Annotated in this window: 21 protein-coding genes and 1 other annotated feature; of the genes, 13 read left to right on the top strand and 8 right to left on the bottom strand. The window is 38.1% G+C overall.

The window, feature by feature from the left end:
• Positions 1-8: 8 nt before the first annotated feature.
• Genes MLOOGBEN_RS13075 through MLOOGBEN_RS13060 form a run of 4 tightly spaced genes read right to left on the bottom strand, consistent with a single transcriptional unit; the run spans position 9 to position 4,772 of the window.
• Positions 9-1,946, bottom strand: coding sequence for a hypothetical protein (locus MLOOGBEN_RS13075; RefSeq protein ID WP_179158692.1), 1,938 nt, complete (start codon positions 1,944-1,946; stop codon positions 9-11).
• On the bottom strand, positions 1,943-2,932 hold the full coding sequence (locus tag MLOOGBEN_RS13070) for an aminoglycoside phosphotransferase family protein (protein ID WP_179158691.1): 990 nt from the start codon (positions 2,930-2,932) through the stop codon (positions 1,943-1,945). The genes MLOOGBEN_RS13075 and MLOOGBEN_RS13070 overlap by 4 nt, the downstream gene beginning before the upstream one ends.
• 40 nt (positions 2,933-2,972) lie before the next feature.
• On the bottom strand, positions 2,973-4,109 hold the full coding sequence (locus MLOOGBEN_RS13065; protein WP_179158690.1) for a glycosyltransferase family 4 protein: 1,137 nt from the start codon (positions 4,107-4,109) through the stop codon (positions 2,973-2,975).
• 12 nt (positions 4,110-4,121) lie between these two features.
• Entirely contained in the window at positions 4,122-4,772 is a 651-nt protein-coding gene (locus tag MLOOGBEN_RS13060) for a hypothetical protein (RefSeq protein WP_179158689.1), read from the bottom strand.
• Between the two features lie 409 nt (positions 4,773-5,181).
• Between MLOOGBEN_RS13060 and MLOOGBEN_RS28920 the strand changes: the two genes are divergently transcribed.
• Positions 5,182-5,334 carry a hypothetical protein gene (locus tag MLOOGBEN_RS28920; RefSeq protein ID WP_218781165.1) on the top strand — a complete coding sequence of 51 codons (153 nt, stop codon included), beginning with the start codon at positions 5,182-5,184 and terminating at the stop codon, positions 5,332-5,334.
• 25 nt (positions 5,335-5,359) lie between these two features.
• Here MLOOGBEN_RS28920 and MLOOGBEN_RS13055 read toward each other — a convergent pair whose 3' ends face one another.
• The gene (locus MLOOGBEN_RS13055; RefSeq protein ID WP_179158688.1) at positions 5,360-5,776 is read right to left on the bottom strand and encodes a hypothetical protein; all 417 of its coding nucleotides are present in this window, start codon (positions 5,774-5,776) and stop codon (positions 5,360-5,362) included.
• Positions 5,777-5,941: 165 nt separating this feature from the next.
• Here MLOOGBEN_RS13055 and coaW point away from each other — a divergent pair, with 165 nt between their 5' ends.
• Together coaW and selB are read left to right on the top strand one after the other, a co-directional pair.
• A complete protein-coding gene (gene coaW, locus MLOOGBEN_RS13050; protein WP_179158687.1) occupies positions 5,942-6,748 on the top strand; it encodes a type II pantothenate kinase in 807 nt (268 codons plus the stop codon).
• A gap of 99 nt (positions 6,749-6,847) precedes the next feature.
• Positions 6,848-8,704, top strand: coding sequence for a selenocysteine-specific translation elongation factor (gene selB, locus MLOOGBEN_RS13045; RefSeq protein ID WP_483296391.1), 1,857 nt, complete (start codon positions 6,848-6,850; stop codon positions 8,702-8,704).
• A 46-nt stretch (positions 8,705-8,750) separates the two neighbouring features.
• Here selB and MLOOGBEN_RS13040 read toward each other — a convergent pair whose 3' ends face one another.
• A complete protein-coding gene (locus MLOOGBEN_RS13040; protein WP_179158685.1) occupies positions 8,751-10,199 on the bottom strand; it encodes a TerD family protein in 1,449 nt (482 codons plus the stop codon).
• 231 nt (positions 10,200-10,430) lie between these two features.
• On the opposite strand from MLOOGBEN_RS13040, the gene MLOOGBEN_RS13035 reads away from it, so the two are divergent.
• The 4 genes from MLOOGBEN_RS13035 (at position 10,431) to MLOOGBEN_RS13020 (ending at position 15,500) form a co-directional block, all read left to right on the top strand.
• Positions 10,431-11,123, top strand: a complete 693-nt coding sequence (locus MLOOGBEN_RS13035) for a sigma factor-like helix-turn-helix DNA-binding protein (RefSeq protein WP_179158684.1) — start codon at positions 10,431-10,433, stop codon at positions 11,121-11,123.
• 30 nt (positions 11,124-11,153) lie between these two features.
• The gene (clpP, locus tag MLOOGBEN_RS13030; protein ID WP_179158683.1) at positions 11,154-11,738 is read left to right on the top strand and encodes an ATP-dependent Clp endopeptidase proteolytic subunit ClpP; all 585 of its coding nucleotides are present in this window, start codon (positions 11,154-11,156) and stop codon (positions 11,736-11,738) included.
• Between the two features lie 144 nt (positions 11,739-11,882).
• Complete coding sequence (locus MLOOGBEN_RS13025; protein ID WP_179158682.1) at positions 11,883-12,344, top strand: MarR family winged helix-turn-helix transcriptional regulator; 462 nt, start codon at positions 11,883-11,885, stop codon at positions 12,342-12,344.
• Positions 12,345-12,347: 3 nt separating this feature from the next.
• Positions 12,348-15,500, top strand: coding sequence for an MMPL family transporter (locus tag MLOOGBEN_RS13020; protein WP_179158681.1), 3,153 nt, complete (start codon positions 12,348-12,350; stop codon positions 15,498-15,500).
• Positions 15,501-15,543: 43 nt separating this feature from the next.
• Here MLOOGBEN_RS13020 and MLOOGBEN_RS13015 read toward each other — a convergent pair whose 3' ends face one another.
• Complete coding sequence (locus tag MLOOGBEN_RS13015) at positions 15,544-16,428, bottom strand: cupredoxin domain-containing protein (RefSeq protein WP_179158680.1); 885 nt, start codon at positions 16,426-16,428, stop codon at positions 15,544-15,546.
• Between the two features lie 141 nt (positions 16,429-16,569).
• Positions 16,570-16,704: a hypothetical protein gene (locus tag MLOOGBEN_RS29230; protein WP_256989073.1), complete on the bottom strand. Its 135-nt coding sequence runs from the start codon at positions 16,702-16,704 to the stop codon at positions 16,570-16,572.
• A gap of 138 nt (positions 16,705-16,842) precedes the next feature.
• Positions 16,843-17,060, top strand: a binding site (T-box leader).
• 46 nt (positions 17,061-17,106) lie between these two features.
• Here MLOOGBEN_RS29230 and proS point away from each other — a divergent pair.
• From proS to MLOOGBEN_RS12985, 6 genes are all read left to right on the top strand, one after another.
• Entirely contained in the window at positions 17,107-18,537 is a 1,431-nt protein-coding gene (gene proS / locus MLOOGBEN_RS13010) for a proline--tRNA ligase (protein WP_179158679.1), read from the top strand.
• A gap of 94 nt (positions 18,538-18,631) precedes the next feature.
• Positions 18,632-19,192: a GNAT family N-acetyltransferase gene (locus MLOOGBEN_RS13005; protein ID WP_179158678.1), complete on the top strand. Its 561-nt coding sequence runs from the start codon at positions 18,632-18,634 to the stop codon at positions 19,190-19,192.
• A 240-nt stretch (positions 19,193-19,432) separates the two neighbouring features.
• Positions 19,433-20,674: an NO-inducible flavohemoprotein gene (hmpA, locus tag MLOOGBEN_RS13000; RefSeq protein WP_179158677.1), complete on the top strand. Its 1,242-nt coding sequence runs from the start codon at positions 19,433-19,435 to the stop codon at positions 20,672-20,674.
• Positions 20,675-20,764: 90 nt separating this feature from the next.
• Entirely contained in the window at positions 20,765-21,541 is a 777-nt protein-coding gene (locus MLOOGBEN_RS12995) for an SGNH/GDSL hydrolase family protein (RefSeq protein ID WP_256989072.1), read from the top strand.
• A 14-nt stretch (positions 21,542-21,555) separates the two neighbouring features.
• On the top strand, positions 21,556-22,467 hold the full coding sequence (locus MLOOGBEN_RS12990; protein WP_179158676.1) for an ABC transporter ATP-binding protein: 912 nt from the start codon (positions 21,556-21,558) through the stop codon (positions 22,465-22,467).
• Positions 22,460-23,440 (top strand): ABC transporter permease, encoded by a 981-nt coding sequence (locus MLOOGBEN_RS12985; RefSeq protein WP_179158675.1) that lies wholly within the window; start codon positions 22,460-22,462, stop codon positions 23,438-23,440. The genes MLOOGBEN_RS12990 and MLOOGBEN_RS12985 overlap by 8 nt, the downstream gene beginning before the upstream one ends.
• Positions 23,441-23,537: the final 97 nt, after the last annotated feature.

Raw genomic sequence — 23,537 nt, 5'->3', positions numbered from 1 at the left:
ATGAAAATTTACGCTCCTGCTCCTAGACAAAATGAAGCAGAGGAAGATGTGATCGTAAGCCCCAAACAAAAGCCGTGTCCGAAAATAGGAATACGCGGCGTCCTCCAAATGATATTCTCTGACTTTAGGGAAACCCAAGAAATCACTTTCCCGTTTTGAAACCCTCGCTTATTCTCATTTTGGTAAGGGAGAATGTCGGAGCGGCCTTCGCGCAATAGTCGCAAGTAGTCTGGTGATAAACCAATATCGAGTGATAGAGGCAAAATGTTTGAAGGAATATTGTCATATTTAATATTGATTTCACCTTGTCCTTTTTTGAGTAAAAAGTGTTTGGTCATCCCATAGGCAGCACTGTTTGATTGCTTGTTCACGATCACGAGCTCAACTTCTTGATCTTCTTTTATCGTGAGAGAAAGAAGTTCATATGTGTCATGTTCAAATCCATAATCTGCCAATGCACCTGGATGATTCATTGGAACGTCCATAAAGTCGTTTAGTTCCTCCAACCAATTCCAGTCGTCTGATGGATTACCAACGATAAGCTGCCCATCAACTTCTTTATAAAAAAACAGGTAAATGATACGCCCCCCGAAACGAGGCGAAATCACTGCGGCTAAAACATTATTTCGTAATATGATTTCCTTATGACCGTCATTATCTAAATCATCTTCAAAAGCATGAATGAGGCTGGAGTTATCGCAATCATTTTCCCATTTTACTGCTTCCATCAGGATTGAAGTTGCCCGAACATGACTGGCGACTGCACGTGCCCAAGGAGCGGGTAATGGGACGCCGCTGCTGTCTGGATCGCTGTGAATACTGTTTGGAGCGTCGTGCCAGCCTGTTTCATAAGTACAAGCAAGAAAGTGTTTTCGTGCTAGTACAAGTAATGAAGACTGTGGATTAGTCTTAGATGAAAGCTTTTTTAGCTCCTCCCACGTTTTGATCAAGGATTGTTGATAAGGAGCCCAAGCCTGTGAATTAGCCCAATTCATATAATCTTCACCAGCTCCAAACTCTGTAGCCAGCTCTCGGTAGGTACCAGTTCCGATAGGACGCTGGGGTTGAATTTTGTGATTCGCCAACCATGACCGAAGAAGAACGGGTGTAACATCTTGTCTATTAATCAACCATTCCAGGAAACAACGATAATGTTCAACAGCAAGAGGATTCCAAGGAGGAATTCCTGCAACCTTCTCCATATCATCGCCATAGATTGCAATTACGTCTCGACCGTTCATGATCTCTTGCTGTATTTGCGACATAAGAATATTTAATCGTTGTTCATGCTTCTCTGTTTCAAGAGGGACAGATAAACGCATTTCATAAGAGAGCGGAAGCGCGATTAAACCTTGACTCCCTTCAATACGATGAGCTTCAAAAAGTTCGGGAATAAAGCGTGGATTAAGATCAAAGTTTCCACGTAAGGCGTTAGATAAGAATAAGCGGTCATCCACTAGAACATATTGAAACCCTCCATTAGGAAGACTTGTATCAGTAAGAACATTAGCTAGTTTTTGGGTATTCCATACTCGTTCAGGAACCCAAAATCCCGTTACCTCAGAAATTTCGGATCCAAGCCACGTTTCAAACAGACGCAGTTCTTCTTCAACTTGATAACGATTATGTTCGCGATCAAACAAAGGCATAATATTTTGGGCATACGTAGATCCAATAATCTCTACTAATCCCGATTTTCTTAATTCAACAATTTCTTCAAGAAAAAGCGGATCATACCAGGCGCATGCTTCGATAAACGTGCCGCTAATATGGAGGTGGAAGGGTATGTTATATTGGGAATGGAGATCAAATACTGCTCGTAAACCGGAGGTAGCGTTAGGAGGCCCAATAATCTCATCGATACCCGGACGATTGTCGTAGCCATTAGTGATCAGGTATTGATTGGCATGGTGAACGATGGCAATGGGAATGGATGTGCCGCTCATTTATAACCCTTTCCTTGCAAATAAAGCTCGCACTTTGTAAGAAAAGGATCTATAATGGTAAAATTTCCTGTATTTAGTACACATAATTCATAGTGCAGGCTTTCAAAAAGGGAACGAGCGCTGTATAAATAGATTCGATCAAGAAAAGACTGTTTGTCGTAGGCAGGATGAGCATCAAAATACTTTTCAATGAAATGCTTAATCATTGGTTGAAAAAATTCAAAACTCCCTTTCTTGAAAAAGCTGCTTACCTGAATTTGACAAGCCAAATACGCTACATCCCAGGCAGGGTCACCTGCAAAATGGTGATCAAAATCAATCGCAATGACTTTTTGCTCATGCAAAAATACATTTTTTGTATGAAAGTCACCATGAAGTAATACTACTGCGTCTGTTCTATTTTTTTCTGAATTTTGAATAAATTTATCGTATATAGATTGTAGCTTTGCTTTTTCTTTTGGTATTCGTTCTGTAAGATCTTCATAAAAACGCCTCACGTCAGCATTGGCTCTTGTTCGTGTCGCTTCGCGGATCTCTGTTAGAGGAATCTCATGCATTCGTGTCAACCAGTCTGCCATCAGAAAGGCTAACTGCTTGCTATTCATATTTGGATCATGTATCCAATCGTCCAATGTTTTGCCAGGAGACTTTGACATAATCATCAATCTCCATTTCTGTAAATAAGCGATGGGATGTACTATCGTATACTGAGGGTCAGAACCAAATCCATTGTTCCACAAATATTGCAAAAACCGATAGCTTTCAATTCCTTTTTTTTGATCAGAATACACTTTTCCAATTAATGATTCTTCTTCCAACTCTCCATCTTGATTACGGTAGGTTACAAGATATTCTAGGATCATTTTCCGTATTTTAGGGGTGTAGGAAATGAGTACAGCCTGCAGAACCTTTCTGCTTGTCCCAAAGCAATCTTGATAGGCTGAAATAATATCCTCAATTTCAGGAAGTTGTGCCTCGTTTGACATATTCTATTAACTCCTTTCCTTAAATAAATATAAAAGATTATTACTTTGTGTTTAAAAGCTTTAAATATAATTGGCGAGTCTTCTTTGCTGCAAGGTTCCAAGACCATGCCCGTGCTTCTTGAGCACCTTTTTGCCCTAAGGTTTGTCTTATCTCTGGGTTGTCCAAGAGGTGAATGATCGCCTTTGCCAGTTCCTTCGGCTGATTCGGCTCAATGATATGAACATTCTTGACAATTTCCCCAACTCCGGTTGAGGAGGAGATGATTGTCGGGATACCTGCAGCCATTGCTTCCAAAACAGTTATTCCAAAAGGTTCAGATCTGGCTGGAAGAACAAAAAGTATGGCATTTTTGTAACATTCTTGCAATTTCTCACCAAAGACACTGCCTGTGAACTCAACACGATCAGCAATTTTCAAGCGGCGTGCTTTGAGACGTAACTTATTGAGTAAGTCACCATCTCCTGCAATTATAAAGCGGACATCATTACGTTCTGCTAGAACAAAACTAGCTGCTTGTAAAAAATCATCTGGAGCTTTCTGGCCGGTCAATCTACCGAGAAATAAGATATGCCCTTCAATTTTTTGATAATCTCTGTTTACCATCTGTTCAAAAGATGAGACGTCAATACCATTGTAGATTACAGTTATTTTATCCGGATCGGTTCGGTAACGATCAGTCAGAATTTGTTTTGTCATTTGGGAGACAGATATCGTATGATTCACGGTAAGAAAAGCTTCTTGTTCAATAGTAAAAATTGCGGGATTAAGTGAATTTCCCGCAGCTCGATCATATTCTGTAGAATGAACAGTCCAGATAAGGGGAATCTTGTATTTTTGGGCGATTCCTGTTGCTGCAAATACACCCATCCAATCGTGCGCATGAATGATATCAATACCTTCCGGCTGAAATACTTCATCCAGTCGATTCCGGAAATCCATCACAGATTCCCATATGGCAGTTCCTAAATAAGAATGATCCGAGAATGGCTTGTTCATCTTCACATGATGAATAACCATACCTTCTGGAGTATCAAATTCGAGTTTCTTAAACGCAGGGAGGTAAAAATCAATACTAACCCCGATGCTTGTCAATTCTCGAACAAGGGCTTGACAGTGGATGCCCAACCCCCCGGAAAATTGCGGCGGATATTCCCAGCTAATCATTGCTACTTTCATGAATTCCACCTCCTATTTACTTTTACCTAACTTTGCTTTTGCGATAGTGGCATTGAACTTAGGATGATTTGTCCAAGAGTTATACAAAGTGGGTTCAAATTCTTTTACGTACTGGAGAAAGACAGTAACCTGATTACCCATCCCCTTGATCATACGCTGTGGAAACTGCTTAGGTGGTAGTTTGTTATGGCGGTGTAAGTTTACTACCTTAAGACTGCCGTCTGGCATTAAGTAAATGTATGCCGGGTCGTGATCAAGACGGGTAAAACCAATTGCCTTAAAATCATCGAGAAGACCAAGAAGCTTTTGTATTAATTCAATGGTTAAAGGATTGTTTTTCAGGTAATCAGCTATAGTCGGCGCTTGTATATACTCCATTACTACGTAGGTCCCTCTTCTTTCATAAACAATTGGAGTAATTCCTTGTTCCGCTCCCATCTGAAGGGCTTGAAACTCTTTTTCGGCTTTTTCCTCTTCTTCGAAATAAGCTGCACAACGAGTTTCATCAATGCCAATGACAACACGCTTCTCTTCCTGGATGATGATAGGAAGGTCTGTCGGATTATGAATGATTATTCCTGTAGATTCAGGCTTCGTCACCTTTATTTTGTTAATCTCATTGATTAACATTGCTTCATCGGAATTCTTAGACTTATGTTCCATAATGCTTCATCTCCCTCTATAAATTAAAAAAATGTAAAAAATATTAATCTACTAATAAGATATGATAAAGATAGAAAAGGGAACTCAACGCTTGTCCAACTTCTGAAAAATTTGGCGAAAACACTAGTTCTAAAGAAATACTTACTAACTATTTGGAAACATTACGTTAGATAAAAGGAAGATTCTCTTAAGAGGTCTTCTTTTTTTATGTAGGACACAAGTTATGGAATCAAAAATCAAATAGGAAATCGAAAAAGTGATCGCATGAAGGGTTTGTCAAGTGGCGTGTATTCATTTAAAGAATGGAATCTTTTTATTACTTTTATTTACTATTTATTCTTTATCTTATTTTTATTATTTACCTTGAAATGGTTCAGAGGTCTGGATTCTAGTTTCGGGTGTAAAAAAAATGCAATGGACTGAAACAGGAATTGATACTAATGATTTTTTTGTCATTGGCGCTGTTATCGTATCTTGGGGCATTTATTACTCTATCTGTTTTTACTTTTTTACCCAAACGGTCCTTATTCTGTTTTATCGCTGGATTAAAAAAAAGAACTAAAAAAACCAGAAAAAATTCTGGTTTTTTAGTTTGATTTATTTTTTTCAAGATAAGTTGCTAACTCTTTAAATTTCCCTCCTTGGTAAACAACCCCGGCTTGGTCAAAAAGAATATAAGCGGGTTCTGACTTAATGTTAAGATCGGGATATGCTTGCTGTGCCATTTCAAGCTCGGGAAGACTTAAAATATTATTGACTTTTTCAGTGATTTTATTGTTTTTTTCAATCGGATTTTCATTATCCCCAATGACTAAAAGCGAAAAGGATTGTTCACTTTCAGATAATAGATTTGGATAGGGGAAAGCAGCGTTTGTTTCCGATTTAGTTGATTCCTCCATCTGATTTTGTACCGTAGATTGTTTTGTCTCCTCTTTAGGTTCAGTGTTTTGACAACCCACTAACAGTATCATTCCTATAACTATAGGCCAAGCGATTCTCTTCATTGAAATCTTCCTTTGTTGTAATAGAATTCTTTACTACAACATAGCACATAAATAGTTGCCTTGGACGGGCTGAATGTGTAGGATTCGTGAAATGAAAAAGCAGGATAAATAGGGATTATTGTCAAATAAGTAATAAAATCAGTTCTTTAGAAGGAGTGGGGGGCAATGCAACAGATTACTGCAGGAATTGATGCTGGTGGTTCGTTAATCAAAATCGTTTATCAGGAAAATGGGAGAATGCATTTTAAGAAATTTTCTATAAACAAACTGGATTCAGCTATTTCATGGTTAAAAATGGTAGCTCCCTCTTTAAAAGTTTCCATTACAGGCGGTAAAGCGCTTGCTATACAAAATAGGTATTTTCAAGAAAGTACATTAATCCCTGAATTTCAAGCAACCTGTGAGGGGGCACGTTTCTTACTTACAAAAGAAAATAAGAGTATCGAAGAATCTTACTTGGTCTTAAATATTGGTACGGGAACCTCGTGGCATCTGGTAAATGGGGCTAAAGCGGAGCGAATTCTTGGCAGTGGAATGGGCGGAGGTACATTCACGGGTCTAGGCTCTTTATTAACGAAAGTACAGGATTATCAACTGCTTACCGTGCTCGCTGAAGAAGGTAATAAAGGAAACGTGGATATGCTGGTTAAGGATATTTATGAAACAGCAGACAGCCCCATTCATGGTGATTTAACAGCTGCGAACTTTGCTAAGGGTAAAAAACGGACTCATAAGGAAGCGGACAGACTTGCCTCACTTTCCAATATGATTGCTGAAACCATTGTATTGTTAACCTCGCAGGCTGCAACCATTCATCAAGTTAAAAGTGTGGTCATTATCGGAACTGCAATTATCGGTAATCCATCATTAAAACATGGTCTAGAATACTATTTTAATATGTTAGGTTTAACTACAGTGTTTTTGGAAAAGGGAGAATATTGCGGTGCAATTGGAGCCTTTTTGTCGGTCTAAAAATGTTCTCTTGAACAATATGTTTTTTAAGGATAAAGTAAAAAGGAAGACCGAAAAAAGTAGGTGGCAACTTTGGAGAAACGATATTTTACAATTGGCATGGCTGGACATATAGATCATGGTAAAACTTCTTTGACGAAAGCTTTGACAAATGTGGATACTGATAGATTAAAGGAAGAAAAAGAACGACAAATTTCAATTGAACTTGGATTTGCTCCCTTATATGAGGATCAGGATATTCAAATTTCGGTTATTGACGTGCCGGGGCATGAGCGCTTTATTCGGCAAATGATTGCTGGGGTGGCAGGAATTGACCTTGTGGTACTGGTTGTTGCTGCAGATGAAGGAGTCATGCCGCAAACGAGAGAGCATCTGGATATCCTAAAATTCTTAGGTGTGAAAAACGGGTTTGTTGCGATTTCTAAAATTGACAGGGTTGATGAAGAATTTATTGAGCTTGTAAAGGATGATATTTTAGAAGAATTAACAGGAAGTGTCTTTGAGGATGCCCCGTTTGTATTAGTAGACAGCCTATCTAAAAAGGGCATAGAAGTGTTAAAAGAGTTAATCATCAAAACCCTTAAAGAGCAGGAAATGAGAGATGCAAAAGGTGCCTTCCGTCTGCCGATTGACCAGGTATTTACTGTCAAGGGTCAGGGAACAGTGGTTCGTGGGACGGTTTATGAAGGAACGGTGGAAGAGGGTCAAACACTAAAGATTATGCCGCAGGGACTCGAAGTGAAAGCAAGGCAAATTCAGGTTCATCATAAGCAAGCGCAAAAAGCATATGCTGGCCAGCGTACCGCTATTAATCTTTCGGGCATTTCGAAAGAGGACTTAGAACGCGGTGATGTTCTCGTATCTTCTGAACATTTTATTGTTACGAAAACAGTGGATGTAGCGATACGGGTGGTTGAGGATCTCGAACATATGGTAAAACAGCGGATGCCGATTAAGCTTCATATTGGAACCACAGAGGTAATGGGACGGATTGTCTTTTTTGATAGGAATGAGATAAAGGAAGAAAACGGTGAAATTCTTTGTCAGCTTCGTTTAGAGGAAGAAATCCTTACTAAGCGGGGGGATCGCTTTATTTTACGTCGTCCAAGTCCACAAGAGACGATTGGCGGCGGCTGGGTAATCGATCCAAGAGGGAATAAATATCGGTTTGGAAATCAAACGATTGAAGAACTTGAAAAGAAAAAAGAAGGTTCGCCAAAGGAACGGATAACGGCTGCCATCTATGAAGCAAAAAGTCTATCTCTTAATGAGTTAATAAAGCGTACTGCTCTAGAAGAGGAAACTCTGAATGAGTTTTTAGATGATGATGAATTTGTCTTATACAATGGTAAAGAGTTTACACTCAAAATGTTAATTAATTCGATTGAAGAAGACATCTATGATCGTTTACAAGAATTCCATCAATTGTATTCCATGAAACTTGGTCTTAATAAGGCCGAACTTTTGCAGTCTATGCAAAAAAGATTCCCAAAACCGCTAATTGATTTTGTGGTGGAAAACGGGATTGCAAATGAAGTATTTAAGCGGAAAGAACAGTTTGTTTCCTTGGCAAACTTTGTGCCGCATGTACCGAAAAGCTGGCAAAAACGGGCTGAAAACATGCTAGGTGAATTAAAAAAGGATGGGCTAAAGGTTCGTTATTATAAAGACTATTTTTCGGATTCTGGTATTCCTGACCATTTAGAAGCTGATTTAAGACGGTTTATGGAAGATCAAGAATTTGTTGTCTATTTGGATGAGCAATTTGCTTATCAGGGGGATGTTTTTAAGGAAGCCGTCGAAAAACTTCGAAGTGGCACAGGACAAGAATTTGAAGTTGGCGATGCCAAAGAAATCTTAGACCTTTCCAGGAAATATATGATCCCATTTTTAGAGAGATTAGATTCTAAAGGCCTTACAAAACGAGTAGAAAATAAACGAGTTTGGCAAAAATAAGCAAGTAAAAACCTCAATCCAATGTAGCGGATTGAGGTTTTACTTGCTATGAAAGAAATTCTCCAGGATTTAATCCTAACTCGCGGCAAATATCACTGACCATTTGCATTTCATTGTGATCAAAATTACCGTCTGCATACCCAATGGCAATACAATAGCGAGCAACTAAACGGGCAATTTCTGGTTTTGATCTAATTTTTCCAAGGGCACGGAAGGCTTCAGCCCGACCAATCATCCGGTCTGCTTCAATCCGTGAAACAAAATAATTAAATCTTTGGATGACTTTGTTACTATCAAAAACGCGTAACTCTTCGCTGGAATTAACAAATTCAATCATTTTCTGACGTTCAGTGGCATCCAAATATCCGTCTGCCATGGAAACCAGGGCACAAGCCGCTACTACTGCCTCTAAAACATCTTGACTCTTGTAACGATTAAACAATTCCTGAGCTTTTCTTTTCGATTGATTGGCCCATTCATTTATGTCGGTTTGATTCGGTGACCAATTGTTACCACAGCTATTACAAGTAAACTTTAATTGGTTCTTCCCAATAAAACCACCAAGCAAACCTACAGGCCCTAGAATTAACCCGCCAATTGCTGCTTTCCCCAAACCAAAGCCCTTTTGCCCCGTCCTAACATTCGATGAGTTACAGCGCGGACAATGAATATCATCCCCATATGTACGATGGTTGTTTGGTGAATATGTTTGTGTTGGATATCCAAAAGCTGGCTGCGAATAGGAAGATTCCGGCTGTAAATGAATTCGCTGAGGCTGTTGGTTTTGCTGATATGGGTTAGAACCGTTTTGATTTTGATTAAATGAATTTTGGTTATTGAATTGGTTTTGATTGTTATTAAATTGGTTCGGATTGTTATTAAAAAGATTTTGCTGCACAGGTGGTGTTGGTGTCGGTGCATCATCTACTGATACACCAAAATTGCGGCATAATGCAGCCAGTCCACCTTGAAAACCGCTGGCAATCGCATTAAATTTCCATTCTCCATTATGACGGTATAGTTCAGCCGCAACAATCGCTGTTTCAACAGTAAAATCCCTGCCAAGGTTAAAACGAAGTAGTTCCTCATTGGTTTGTTCATTAAAGATTCGTACGTATGAATTAGAGATTTGTCCGAAATTTTGCTGCTTCATTTGAGCATCATGAATCGTAATCGTAAAAGCAATACGATGAATGTGGCTGGGAACTCCCTGTAAATTGATACGGATTTGTTCGTCATCCCGTTCGCCAGCACCATTTCGGTTATCCCCGCTGTAATTAATAGAGCCATTGCCGCCAGATGGATTATTATAAAAAATAAAATCCTGATCACTTTGAACCTTACCCGTTTGCCCTAATAAAAAGGTTGAAGCATCCAAATCAAAGTTAGAACCATTATGTGCAATATCCCATCCTAAACCTACGACAACATTATGCAGACCCGGATGTGACTTTGTTAAATCAACCTTTTGTCCTTTACTAAGCGTAACTCCCACGTAATTCACTCCTAATCATGTTTACTCTTCTTATCTTATTATAATGCAAGCAATGTAGAAGAAAGAAATGAGACACTCATAAATTTTTCTCGCTCCTAACATCTACGATAAAATGGCGAAAAAGTTTCATAAATGTATATAGTAGAAATATAAGAAAAATTTTTTCCACCCGTATCTTTTTAATCCGTTAAAACGTTTAGAATGTAGAGAGTGTTAAGGGAGTGAAAAATAATGGCTAACAAACTTAGTCTGTACAGCTTTGAAGATGTGCAGTACGAGGAATTCTTTTTTAGTGAATCGTATCCCAAGCTGCAGAAATATTGTTACTTTCTATCTCAGAGTAAATGGGATGGAGATGATCTTGCTCAAGAAGCTGTGATAAAGGCTATAACCTATTATCATAAAGATAAAATTACAAGTGCATTATTAAATAAAATTGCCCGCAATCAATGGATGGATACTCTTCGAAAGAGAAAAAGGGAAGAATTAAGAAATGATCAGAAGTGTGAGGAGTCCTATTTCCCAACTGGAGATTGTATGGATTCTGTAGATTTGCTGATGGATTGCTTTACTCCAAGGCAAGCGATTATTTATTTCTTAAAAGAAGCCTTTCAATATCAATCGAAGGAAATTGCAGAGATATTAAACACAACAGAAATTGCTGTAAAATCAAGTTTAAACAGAGCAAGAAAACGGATAGAAAATCAAAGGGAAAGTCAGTCTCTCGATTCATTTTGGGAAGATGAATCGAGAGAACAGCTTGGGAGGCTTTTTCAGGATTCTCTAGTCAACCAGGACCCGACAGATTTGATTGAAGCCATTCCGTCCATCCTAGATACAACGGAAGTACCTTCCGCAGCGTATAGAATAACCATCCCATTCAAAGCATCAGCTCCTTTAAGCACTCTCTGCATGGCTGCATAGCCTACTATTCGCTTTTAAGGAGGATTTAAAATGAGTACTATTCCTTATGTTATTGAACAATCTAACCGTGGTGAACGGTCGTATGATATTTATTCTCGTCTGTTAAAGGATCGTATCATTATCATTGGTGATGAAATTAATGATCATGTAGCGAACAGTGTTGTCGCTCAATTATTATTTTTAGCAGCGGACGCACCCGATAAAGAAATTTCTCTTTATATAAATAGCCCAGGAGGCTCCACTTCAGCAGGATTTGCTATCTATGATACCATGCAATACATTAAGCCAGAGGTTCGTACCATTTGTACAGGGATGGCAGCATCCTTTGGAGCGATGCTGCTGCTCGCCGGTACAAAAGGAAAACGTTATGCTCTTCCAAATAGTGAAATTATGATTCATCAGCCACTTGGAGGCGTTAGAGGGCAGGCAACAGAAATAGAAATCTCTGCAAGACGCATCCTAAAGTTAAGAGAACATATAAATCAAATCATTGCCGATAGAACGGGTCAAACCGTTGAAAAAGTAGCAAAAGACACAGATCGAGATTACTTTATGAGTGCCGAAGAAGCCAAAGAATATGGAATTATCGATGAGATTCTATACCCCAAAGAATAAACTGAAAAATAATAATGCAAAATATGAAAAAAGGTCAGCAATTAGCTGACCTTTTTTTATTGACACCTTTTACGACGTGTCATATAGTTAAACAGGTGAATAGTTTAACAGTTTAACTAATTTTGAGGTGAGGTGAAATGGACAATGGATAAAAAGACAATTCAGGAACTAATCGACCGATATGTGTCCGTTTCTTTTGATGTTAATAAGAAAGCAGAGTCATTGATTAAAAATCAGATTGAAGAAGACCTAACGATTGATCAACATTATATTATCGGATACATTCAGAAATCAAACGAGTGCACGTCGTCTGAATTGGCAGAAGCCTTTGGTGTCAATAAAAGTGCAATCACTGCAATCATTAACCGGTTGGCAGATAGAGGTTTAATCGATAGAACACGTGATGAAAACGACAGAAGAGTGGTTTATCTAACCTTAAGTGAAAAAGGAAAAGAACTGCTTCAAAAGACACAAGAAAAGGTACATCTTTTAGTTGAGACAATTATCACCAAATTTGATGAAACAGAAATTACTAATTTTATAAATACCTATGAAAAATTAGCCCTGATATTAACCAACATGAAAAAGGAAGAAATGGGGGAATAAAACGTGAGAGCAATTATTAAAGGTAAATGGTTTATCCTCATTTCGTGGATAGCCCTGATTGCTGTGCTTTTTATAGCTGCACCAAATATGGAAAACCTTGTCCGTGAAAAAGGGCAAATTAACGTTCCAGAAGGCTATTCTTCTACTCTCGCTGAAAAGATTTTGGAAGATGTCCAGTCGAGTGAAAATAGCGGGAATGAGCTGCAAACAGCATTAGTCTTTCATAGTGATAAGAAGTTAATGAAAGAAGACTTTGCTAAAGCAGAAAAAGCAGTTAACATTCTTGAAAAGAATAAGGAAGAACTTGGTATCACTTCGATTCTAACTCATTTTAATCAAGAAGAATTAAAGGAACAGCTTGTATCTGAGGATGGTAAAACCATTCTTGTTTCTGTAAATGTCATAGCAAATAACCGTGAAGGAAAAGAAATATCGAAAGACTTATATGATGCACTTGAAGATGTAGAGTTAGAATACTATTATACGGGGAACTGGTTAATTGCTGAGGACCTTGTAACAAACTCACAAGAAGGTCTGAAGAAAACAGAAGGTATCACGGTTGTGTTCATATTAATCGTCCTTTTACTAGTGTTTAAATCAGCTATTGCTCCAATTATTCCATTAGTTACGGTAGGATTCAGCTATTTGGCTGCACAATCGATTGTCGGTATTTTAGTAGATAAAGTGAATTTTCCGTTATCAACCTTTACGCAAATCTTCTTGGTAGCAGTCTTGTTTGGGATTGGTACAGACTATTGTATTTTGCTGCTTAGTCGTTTTAAAGAGGAAATGTCTAAAAATGATAATGTAATAGAGGCAATTGTCATCACCTATCGCAATGCCGGGAAGACGGTTTTCTTTAGTGGATTAGCCGTAATGATTGGATTTGCTTCGATTGGTTTTTCAACCTTTGTACTTTATCAATCAGCAGCAGCGGTTGCAATTGGTGTAGCGTTATTGTTACTCGCCCTATTTACTGTTGTTCCATTTTTTATGGCGGTGTTAGGAAAGATACTTTTCTGGCCATCGAAGGGTAAGCTTGAACATGGGGAAAGTAAATTTTGGGGATTTGTTGGTAGTTTTGCTCTAGCACGTCCATTAATTGCCTTACTCATTGTGGCAGCTATTTCAATTCCAGCTTTATTTACCTACGATGGAGATTTATCTTTTAACTCTTTAGAAGAGATAGGTGATGAATTTAATTCTATCAAAGGATTTAATATCATTTCCGATGGCTTCGGTCCAGGTGAATCAATGCCTACTCAAATTGTCATTAAAAATGATGATGAAATGAATACTTCAGAATACATTTCTATTACTGAAAAAATAAGCCAGGAACTTAATAAAATTAGTGATGTAGATTCGGTACGTTCTGTGACACGTCCAACAGGAGAAACCATTGATGATTTATATATATCTGAACAAGTAAAAAGTCTAGGTGATGGACTTGGCCAAGGGAATGAAGGAATTCAGAAGATTAGCAGTGGTCTTGCCGAGGCAGGAGACCAGCTTGAAGCCAACCAGCCTAAAATGGAAGAAGCTGTAGATGGAATTAGCCAATTAATTAATGGTACGAACCAGTTACAGTCTAGTATGGGAAGTATTCAAGAGAACCTTGCTAAAATTGAAGAAGGTTTAAAACAAGGTGCAACCGGTACTACTCAAATAAAAGAAGGCTTAACAGTTGTTAAATCTGAGTCTGCCAAGGTATTAGCAGGCAGCAAACAATTGCTTGAAGGTTACAAACAAGCAGAGGGCGGCATTAAGGCTCTTGCCGGAAACTACGAACAAGTAGCAAAGGGGGTTAGTGGATTACACGATACCTTAGCGGCAACAAATCAATATTTTACTAATTTAGAAAGTCAATATAGTGGTATTGAGGAAAATGCTAACTATAAAGCTATTAAAATGACCATTCAAGGTTCTCAGGCAGCAACAGCAGAATTAGCGGGAACATTGAATCAGTTAAATGCTGGGTTAAAAGGTGCACAGGATGGTATTAGTTTTGCTAATGGTAAATTCTCAGAAGCTATTGCGGGTCAGGAAGCTCTCGTAAAAGGAATGGAAGACCTTTTAAAAGGTTTAACAGAAATTGAATCAGGACTTTACACAATGGGAAATGGCCAAGGTCAAATTGTGGATGGACTTCCTCAATTTTCAAATGGTTTAAGTGGTGTTAATAATGGTCAGCAGCAGATTTTGACAGGTTTTCAAGACTTAGGTGGTCAAATTACCCAGTTGACAGATGGATTGACGCAAAGTGCTGAGGGATTAAATCAAGTATCTGATGGTTTGGAGTCTGCTGAAGAGTATCTAGCTGGAGTGGGCAGCCAAGAGAAAAATGGTTTTTATATCCCACAAGAGGTCCTAAACAGCAAAGACTTCGAACAAGTTTTAGATACCTATATGTCAAAGGATCACAAGGTAATGACGATTGACGTAGTATTTAGTATAAATCCGTACTCTAACGAAGCCCTAAACACAGTTCCGGAAATTAAGGCAACTGTGGAACGGGTGGTAAAGGATACGAAGCTTGAAAACGCAGAAGTAGCAGTGGGTGGGGTATCAAGTATGCACCATGACCTTGATAATATTTCACAAGCGGATTACTCACGGACAGTGGTGCTGATGCTAATAGGGATTACGTTTATTCTAATCATTCTATTCCGTTCCATCATTATGCCGCTATATTTGATAGGGTCATTAATATTAACCTACTATACTTCTATGGCATTAGCAGAGGTCATCTTTGTTAATTGGCTGGGTTATTCAGGCATTAGCTGGGCTGTTCCATTTTTTGCATTTGTTATCTTAATAGCGCTCGGCATTGATTATAGTATTTTCTTAATGGACCGATTTAACGAATTTAAACATATGCCAGTAGAACAAGCAATCCTTATCGCTATGAAAAAGATGGGAACCGTTATTATCTCTGCAGCCATCATTTTAGGAGGTACATTCGCTGCGATGATGCCGGCAGGTGTTTTATCCTTGCTCCAAATTGCGGCTATCCTCCTAATAGGACTCTCACTTTATGCACTCGTGATCTTACCATTGTTTGTTCCAGTCATGGTAAAAACATTTGGGGCAGCAAACTGGTGGCCGTTTAGAAAAAATAACGATAATGTTGTAGAACATCATTCAACACATATGTAAAAAAGCAGCTCGCTGAAGGTTTTCAGCGAGCTGCTTTTAAAGGTTATTCAACAATAACGGTTCCTTTAAACATATTCATTCCACAGTTAAAGGTGTATTCACCCTCTTTGTCAGGTGTAAAGGTTAACTTTGTTGTACCTGCCTTTAGGTTAACATTATTTAAATCAAAATCAGGCATCATGAAGGTAGAGAAGCAGCTATTATCACCAGGATTTGTTATATTTAATTCTACAGGCACGCCTTTTTTTACTTTAATAACATTTGGAGTGTAGCCAGTTGGTGTAACCATCATTTCAATTTTTGGATTGGTTTCCTTCGTAATATCTAGTTCTGTCTGTTTTGGTGTGGTAGTTGTAGTATTCTCTTGTGTTTGTGCTGCTTCGCTCTCACCAGGAATCTTAACCAAATCACTACTATACAAAAACAAGAATAAGGCAATGAGTACTAACCCGCCTGATAAGATATTAAATGGTGAAATTCCTTTTGTATCAAGTGTAAGTTTTCCATTAGAGTCTACGATGATAAATAATAGGACAAGACCAAGAATGATTGCATACACACCTAATAAAATACCTAATATGATAGTAGGATTATCGAACTGAAGAATTGCTCCCAAAAGAGCACCCATTATTCCACTCACGACCCCAGTTGCTGACCCCGTTAAAATGGCAAGGATTCCTATCGGTTGACCAGCGATAAAGCCAAGAATAAAACCTATTAACGTACCCAATCCAACAGGGAAAAATAATTCTCCTGATAGAATTCCGCTAATATACCCAGCTAATAGACCACTCATCAGGGTTAGTACCATTACGATTACCAGTCCAGATAAGTTAGCTAGTTTATTTTTGTTCCGATGTAAAAGGAAAATAGAAGACCCTGTCATTAAACTCATAATCACTATTGTGAATATCGACAACATATACATTTAAAAAACTCCCTAAAGTTAATAAACAACATATGTACATTATAAATGTAATGGATTGTATTTTTAGAGGCTTTTATGAACGTTTAATGAAACTTAGAGGAAAATAAAAAAGACGTCAGTAACGTCCGGTTAAATAGTGGATTATTCTTTCTTTTCATGATCTAATGTGTTTTTGTAAATTCTTTTTAAGGCTTCATTTTGCATTTTCATGAGCTCAAGTAAGTATTGCTTTTCTTCTTCTTCCTGTTCTATCTCATTCTTATCTTCATTTTTCAAGGAAATCACCTCATTTACATAATTGTAACCCAAATAGTGGGTAAGAATAAAGATATGGAGAAATGGATGTCAGAATAATCTTCCATAATAATATTTGACATTTTTGAATCTGAAATATATAATTTTTGAAAAATACTATTTGAAACTGTGATGAGGGTTAGTAAAATGTAGATGGTCTTACAAAGAGAGGAAACCATTGGTGGAAGGTTTCTTAAGACAGACATTTGAACCTGCCTCGGAGTTCTGTATCGGATTCTTTTTGAAGATACATGCGGATAAAATCCGTTATCATGTCGAGAGTATAAAGCATTTGCTTTATGAATTTAGGGTGGTATCGCCAGGTCTTGGTCCCTTTTTGGGGCCAAGGCCTTTTTATATTCAAAAAAATAATGAGGTGTCAAAATGGCAAAGGAATTTGTAAAAGATGTTACCAGCATGGACGAGGATTTCGCCCAATGGTATACCGATGTAGTAACAAAAGCAGACTTAATTGATTATTCAAGTGTTCGCGGATCAATGATTATCCGTCCTTATGGGTATGCCCTTTGGGATAATATAAAAAATGAATTAGACCGTCGAATCAAAGAAACAGGTCATGAAAATGTCTATATGCCACTGTTTATTCCTGAAAGCTTATTGCAAAAGGAAAAGGATCATGTGGAAGGATTTGCGCCTGAAGTAGCTTGGGTTACACATGGCGGTTCTGAAGAATTGGCTGAGCGTTTAGTTGTCCGTCCAACATCGGAGGTTCTTTTTTGCGAGCATTATAGTAAAATTATTCATTCTCACAGAGATTTACCAAAATTATATAATCAATGGGCAAACGTCGTCCGCTGGGAAAAAACGACTCGTCCTTTCTTACGAACATTAGAGTTTTTATGGCAGGAAGGTCATACTGCACATGCGACCGATGAAGACGCCATGGAAGAAACCATCAAAATGCTGAATGTATATGCAGCGATTTGTGAAGAGATTCTTGCAATTCCAGTAGTAAAAGGTCAGAAGACGGAAAAAGAAAAATTTGCAGGAGCGAAGGCTACTTTTACCATTGAAAGTTTAATGCATGATGGTAAAGCACTTCAATCCGGAACGTCTCACCACTTTGGAACTGGTTTTGCGGAAGCATTTAATATTCAATATACCGATAAAGAAGGAAAGCTTCAGTATGTACACCAAACCTCATGGGGCTTTACAACAAGAATCATTGGGGCGTTAATTATGGTTCATGGAGACGACCGCGGTTTAGTTATTCCTCCAAAAGCGGCGCCAACTCAGGTTATGATTGTTCCAATCGCACAGCATAAAGAAGGAGTTCTTGATTTCGCTTATGAATTGAAGGATTCCCTTTCTAAAGTAGCACGTGTTAATATCGACGCCAGCGATAAAAAGCCAGGCTGGAAATTCAATGAGTACGAAATGAAGGGGATTCCAGTTCGTTTGGAAGTCGGACCAAAAGACATTGAAAACAAGCAGGTTGTATTAGTAAGACGAGATACATTGGAAAAAGTAATTGTTCCATTGTCTGAACTTGAAACCAAGCTTGCAGAATTACTCGATGATATCCAATCCAATTTATATAATAAAGCTTTGAACCACCGTGAAGAAAGAACATCTGTGGCGGTGACGCTTCCTGAATTAAAGGAAAAGCTAGAAGCGAAACCAGGCTTCATTAAAGCGATGTGGTGTGGTGAACTCGTATGTGAGGAGAAAATCAAAGAAGAAACGACGGCCACTTCTAGATGTATTCCATTTGAACAGGAACAAGTTTCTACTACATGTGTGTGCTGTGGTAAAGAAGCTGACAAAATGGTTTACTGGGCAAAAGCATACTAATATGAATTTTAGACTCTTCCTTTTGGAAGGGTCTTTTATTAAAAATCCTTAGTAAGAGTTCATGAAGATCCAAAGTTTTAAAGGGGGAGACATAGTGAAACCAATTTTAAGAGAGTTTCCAGAAGAGTTTACTGCCGATAGATTATTGATCCGAAAACCCTTACCAGGTGATGGTAAAGCGGTATACGAAGCCATACAAGCATCACTCAATGAACTAAAGCCATGGATGCCATGGGCTCATATGAATCAAACTGAGCAGGATGTAGAAGCCAATATACGTGATAGTTTTGCAAAGTTTATTACCCGTGAAGATTTAAGATTACATCTTCTAGATAAAGTAACTGGTGAATTTATTGGTTCATCAGGTTTGCATCGAATAAACTGGGATATACCTAAATTTGAAATTGGCTACTGGATTGATACCCGTCATTCTGGAAAGGGTTATATTACCGAGGCAGCTGAGGCCATCACGAGTTTTGCTTTTACAGAACTACATGCAAAACGTGTTGAAATACGATGTGATTCTACAAATACAAGAAGCAGAGCCATCCCTGAGAAACTAGGATTTACATTAGAGGGAATATTAAAAAATGATAGTCTGACAGTAGGGACAAAGAAACCAAGAGATACCTGTGTTTTTGCAAAAACAAGATAATTAAAGAAAGTTATTAATTAGTAAGAGGTTATGAAGAATTATATAACAATCTGCTAAATGAGTTTCCTGAATGGCTGGCAGAAGCAAAAACGAAGGGAATTCTGTAAGGCTAAAAAGGTACTTTAGTTCTAGGACAAAGTATTCGAATATAATAGAGTGTGATTTACATCACTTACTCTTTGTGTGATAACTCATATAATCACTATATAAATAGTAATAACCACATAAGGAGTGTTCGTTTTGTTAAATCAAAAAACAATCGGAATCATTAAATCAACCGTACCTGTTTTAGAAAAACACGGAGAAGCGATTACAACACGATTTTATCAAATGATGTTTGGGAATCATCCTGAACTATTAAATATCTTTAACCATGCAAACCAAAAACAGGGAAGACAACAAAGAGCGCTTGCGGGGACAGTCTATGCGGCGGCACAATATATTGATAACCTTGAAGCAATCCTCCCTGTTGTTAAACAAATTGCCCATAAACATAGAAGTCTCGGAATTAAACCTGAGCATTATCCGATTGTCGGCAAACATCTATTATTAGCGATTAAAGATGTACTGGGTGATGCTGCTACAGATGAGATTATCAATGCCTGGGGAGAGGCATATGGGGTAATTGCAGATGCCTTTATCAGTGTTGAGGCTGAAATGTATGAAGAAGCTGAAAAACAACAAGGTGGATGGGACGGTTTCCGCAGTTTTGTAGTTGATCGTAAAGTAAAAGAAAGTGACGTTATTACATCGTTCTATTTAAAACCAGTGGATAACAAGAAAATTGCTCAATTCCTACCAGGTCAATATATTAGCATTAAACTTGAAATCGATGGTGAGGAGTTTACACATATCCGCCAATATAGCTTGTCTGATGCTCCAGGTAAAGATTATTACCGCATCAGCGTAAAACGTGAAGCAGGAACAGCGAACCCTGATGGAATGGTATCAAATTACTTACATGACGGTATAACAGAAGGCGAAATCCTAAATGTAAGTGCTCCAGCGGGAGACTTTGTCCTTGATGTTGAAAAAAATACACCTGTAGTACTATTAAGCGGCGGTGTAGGATTAACTCCAATGTTAAGTATGTTAAAAACAGTAGTAGAAGTGCAGCCTCAAAGAAAGGTAACTTTCATTCATGCAGCGGCAAACGGAAATGTCCATGCACTAAGAGAAGAAGTAGAAGCACTAGCTTCAAAGGACAATGTAAATTCATTCTTCTTTTATGATTCACCCACTGAAGAAGATCGTGAGAGCAATGCCTTTGATGTTGAAGGATATGTGACACAAGAGTGGCTTGTAAAAAATGTATTAAGTTTAGATGCAGACTTCTATTTCTGTGGTCCACTGCCATTTATGAAATCTATTAATACTTCTTTAAAGAATGTAGGGGTAAATGATGAAAGAATTCACTTTGAATTTTTCGGACCAAAAGATAGTTTAGAAGAAAGTGTGAAGAAAGAACCGGTTTCCGTTTAGGAAATCGGTTTTTTTCTGGGGTGAAAGTTTGATTCATCCAATAATTGTGATTAAATAAAAGGTAGAAATCCTCAGAAAGGATGAAGCTTTTTGAATAAGAATGTCATAAGGTTGGTAACCATGGTATCAGTATTTTTTTGTCTCCTCTGGCTGGTTGGACTTGGATGGGCAGTAGCCGAATATTATGCAGGCAAGCCCGATAAAATCCCAGAGAAAACCGTTATTGAAAAAAAAGCAGACAAAAAAGAAGAAATGCATATTGTTGCCATAGGTGATTCCTTAACAAGAGGAACAGGTGATGAAACCGGAAAAGGCTATGTTGGGGTCCTTATGGACGAAATAAAGGAAAAAACAAAGCAGGAAGTGCGGCTGACGAATCTAGGCGTTAGCGGACAAGTTTCTGACCAGCTAAAGCAGCAAATTCAGCAAACGGAAGTTAAGCGGCAAATTCAATCAGCAGATATGGTTTTAGTGACAATGGGCGGCAATGATTTGTTCAGGGGTGGACAAGGTTTATTCGAATTTAATCCGGAAGACATTAATGAAATTGAGAAGAAGTTCCTTGAAAACATGAATTTTACTTTTCAGCAGATTCGGACCAGTAATCCAAATGCAAATGTTTTTTTCATTGGCCTATATAACCCATTTATTGACTTAGAAGAGGGAAAAGAGATGTCAAATGTAGTTCGTCATTGGAATTATCAGAGTGCTGAATTAAGTGCCAATTTCCCAAAGATTGTATTTATACCAACATTTGATCTGTTTGAGTTAAAAGTTAATGATTATCTATATACTGACAAGTTTCATCCAAATACAAAAGGGTACCGTTTAATAGCTGAACGAGTGGCTTCATTGCTTACCTGGTAAGGAGTACGTCGAAAATGGAGAAAATAACTTTATCTGTACATAATTTGAAAAAAATAATCGGTAAAAAAGAAATCATTAAAGGGATTAGCTTTGATTTAAAAGAAGGGGAGGTATTTGGATTCTTAGGTCCAAATGGTGCCGGTAAAACGACGACCATCCGGATGTTAGTAGGATTAATCAAACCTACTTCAGGAAGCATTCAGATTGGCGGCTATAACATTGAAGAAAACTTCGAGGAAGCAATGAAACATCTCGGCTGTATTGTTGAAAATCCTGAATTGTATCCATATTTGTCTGGTTATGATAATCTGCTGCATTTTGCGAATATGCTTGATGGGATTGGCAAAGAGCGAATCAACGAAGTAACGAAGCTCGTCGGTCTAAAAGATCGAATTCATGATAGAGTAAAAACCTATTCACTTGGAATGAGACAAAGACTGGGGATTGCACAGGCGCTATTAGGAAGACCCAAGGTATTAATTCTTGATGAACCTACGAATGGGCTGGATCCTGCTGGAATCAGAGAAATGAGGGAGTTTATTCGGTTCCTTGCCGAAGAGGAGGGACTGAGTGTTCTTGTATCCAGCCATCTATTAAGTGAAATTCAACTACTGTGCGACCGAGTGGCGATTATTTCTAGAGGTTCCGTGATTAAAACGGATTCTGTTCATAATTTGTTATCAAATAGAGAAAGAGTTGTATGGCGTTTCCATCCCGCAGAGGAGGGGAAGAAGGTTTTACATTCCGTGACAACCATTGAAGAAAGAGAAGATGGTTCCATTTCGACGGAATATGATGAGATTAAAACAGCAGAGTGGAATAAGATGCTTGTTGAAGCAGGTGTATCTGTGACTGAAATGAATCGTAAAATGCCTGTATTGGAAGATTTGTTCCTCGAGTTAACCGGGAGTGATTCCATTGAATAAACTGATTCAAAATGAAATGATGAAGCTTATTGCCAAAAAACGTCTAATTGTAATTGCAATTATCATTGGTATCCTGGTTGCAATGTTTACCTATGCCCAATATAAAGAGGTTGAAAGACAAAGAGAAAAATTAGGAACCGACGATTGGCGGACGATGATCCAACAAACCATTATTGACCAGCAAAACCGAATTAGCAGTGCCCGTATTTCGGATGAATGGAAAAAACAACTGCAAATTGCCATGCAGCAAAATCAATATTATTTGGATCATGACATAAACCCCTCAGAGCCTGGTGCTCCGACGTTTATGAGAATATTTTTGGAAAATTCAATTGAACTATTTATACCATTGATGGTTATGGTCATTGCAAGTGATATTGTGTCCTCTGAGCATAGTCAAGGCTCGATTAAGTTACTATTAACGCGGCCCGTTAAAAGGTGGAAGGTCCTGCTGAGTAAATATATAACTTTAACTTTTGCCATTTCGTTAATTGTAGCGATAGCTGGAATCCTCTCTTATGGTATTTCGGGATTGGTATTTGGCTATAAAGGCTGGGGAGCCCCTGTATTGACTGGTTTTACTGTGAGTGATGCAGGTTTAAATACCGCCAGTGTGAAGTTAATCAATCAATGGCAGTTTCTATTAATGGATTTTGGACTAGTTTGGTTTGTAGCGATTGTCGTAGGGACACTTTCTTTCATGCTATCCGTGTTAATTCGCAGTACGGCTGCTGGCATGGGTGTTATGCTGGCTGCTCTAATTTCAGGAGCGATTCTTAGCAATATGGTTTCGTCATGGGAGTCTGCTAAGTATTTCTTTATGGTGAATTTAAAGCTAACAAATTATATGAATGGTAACCCGCCGCCAATCGAAGGGATGACATTATCATTTTCAATGATGGTTCTACTTGTGTGGTGGGCGATTGGATTATTTGTTTCATTCTTTGTATTTACCAAAAAGGATGTATATTAAATCAAAATAAAAGAGCTATTCCTGCGTATTTGGAATAGCTCTTTGCCTTAATATTGGGGGGGATTAAGGCGCAAAATAAACAAGGGATATTCTAATC

It is taken from the genome of Bacillus sp. EB106-08-02-XG196 (assembly GCF_013396335.1).
Lineage (GTDB): Bacteria > Bacillota > Bacilli > Bacillales > Cytobacillaceae > Neobacillus.
This window is presented reverse-complemented; position numbering and strand designations above follow the sequence as displayed.

Excerpts from the sequence above, each read along its gene's own strand:
- MLOOGBEN_RS13075 (WP_179158692.1), bottom strand. The coding sequence starts at position 1,946 with ATGAGCGGCACATCCATTCCCATTGCCATCGTTCACCATGCCAATCAA.
- MLOOGBEN_RS13070 (WP_179158691.1), bottom strand. The coding sequence starts at position 2,932 with ATGTCAAACGAGGCACAACTTCCTGAAATTGAGGATATTATTTCAGCC.
- MLOOGBEN_RS13065 (WP_179158690.1), bottom strand. The coding sequence starts at position 4,109 with ATGAAAGTAGCAATGATTAGCTGGGAATATCCGCCGCAATTTTCCGGG.
- MLOOGBEN_RS13060 (WP_179158689.1), bottom strand. The coding sequence starts at position 4,772 with ATGGAACATAAGTCTAAGAATTCCGATGAAGCAATGTTAATCAATGAG.
- MLOOGBEN_RS28920 (WP_218781165.1), top strand. The coding sequence starts at position 5,182 with ATGCAATGGACTGAAACAGGAATTGATACTAATGATTTTTTTGTCATT.
- MLOOGBEN_RS13055 (WP_179158688.1), bottom strand. The coding sequence starts at position 5,776 with ATGAAGAGAATCGCTTGGCCTATAGTTATAGGAATGATACTGTTAGTG.
- coaW (WP_179158687.1), top strand. The coding sequence starts at position 5,942 with ATGCAACAGATTACTGCAGGAATTGATGCTGGTGGTTCGTTAATCAAA.
- selB (WP_483296391.1), top strand. The coding sequence starts at position 6,848 with ATGGCTGGACATATAGATCATGGTAAAACTTCTTTGACGAAAGCTTTG.
- MLOOGBEN_RS13035 (WP_179158684.1), top strand. The coding sequence starts at position 10,431 with ATGGCTAACAAACTTAGTCTGTACAGCTTTGAAGATGTGCAGTACGAG.
- clpP (WP_179158683.1), top strand. The coding sequence starts at position 11,154 with ATGAGTACTATTCCTTATGTTATTGAACAATCTAACCGTGGTGAACGG.
- MLOOGBEN_RS13025 (WP_179158682.1), top strand. The coding sequence starts at position 11,883 with ATGGATAAAAAGACAATTCAGGAACTAATCGACCGATATGTGTCCGTT.
- MLOOGBEN_RS13015 (WP_179158680.1), bottom strand. The coding sequence starts at position 16,428 with ATGTATATGTTGTCGATATTCACAATAGTGATTATGAGTTTAATGACA.
- proS (WP_179158679.1), top strand. The coding sequence starts at position 17,107 with ATGGCAAAGGAATTTGTAAAAGATGTTACCAGCATGGACGAGGATTTC.
- MLOOGBEN_RS12990 (WP_179158676.1), top strand. The coding sequence starts at position 21,556 with ATGGAGAAAATAACTTTATCTGTACATAATTTGAAAAAAATAATCGGT.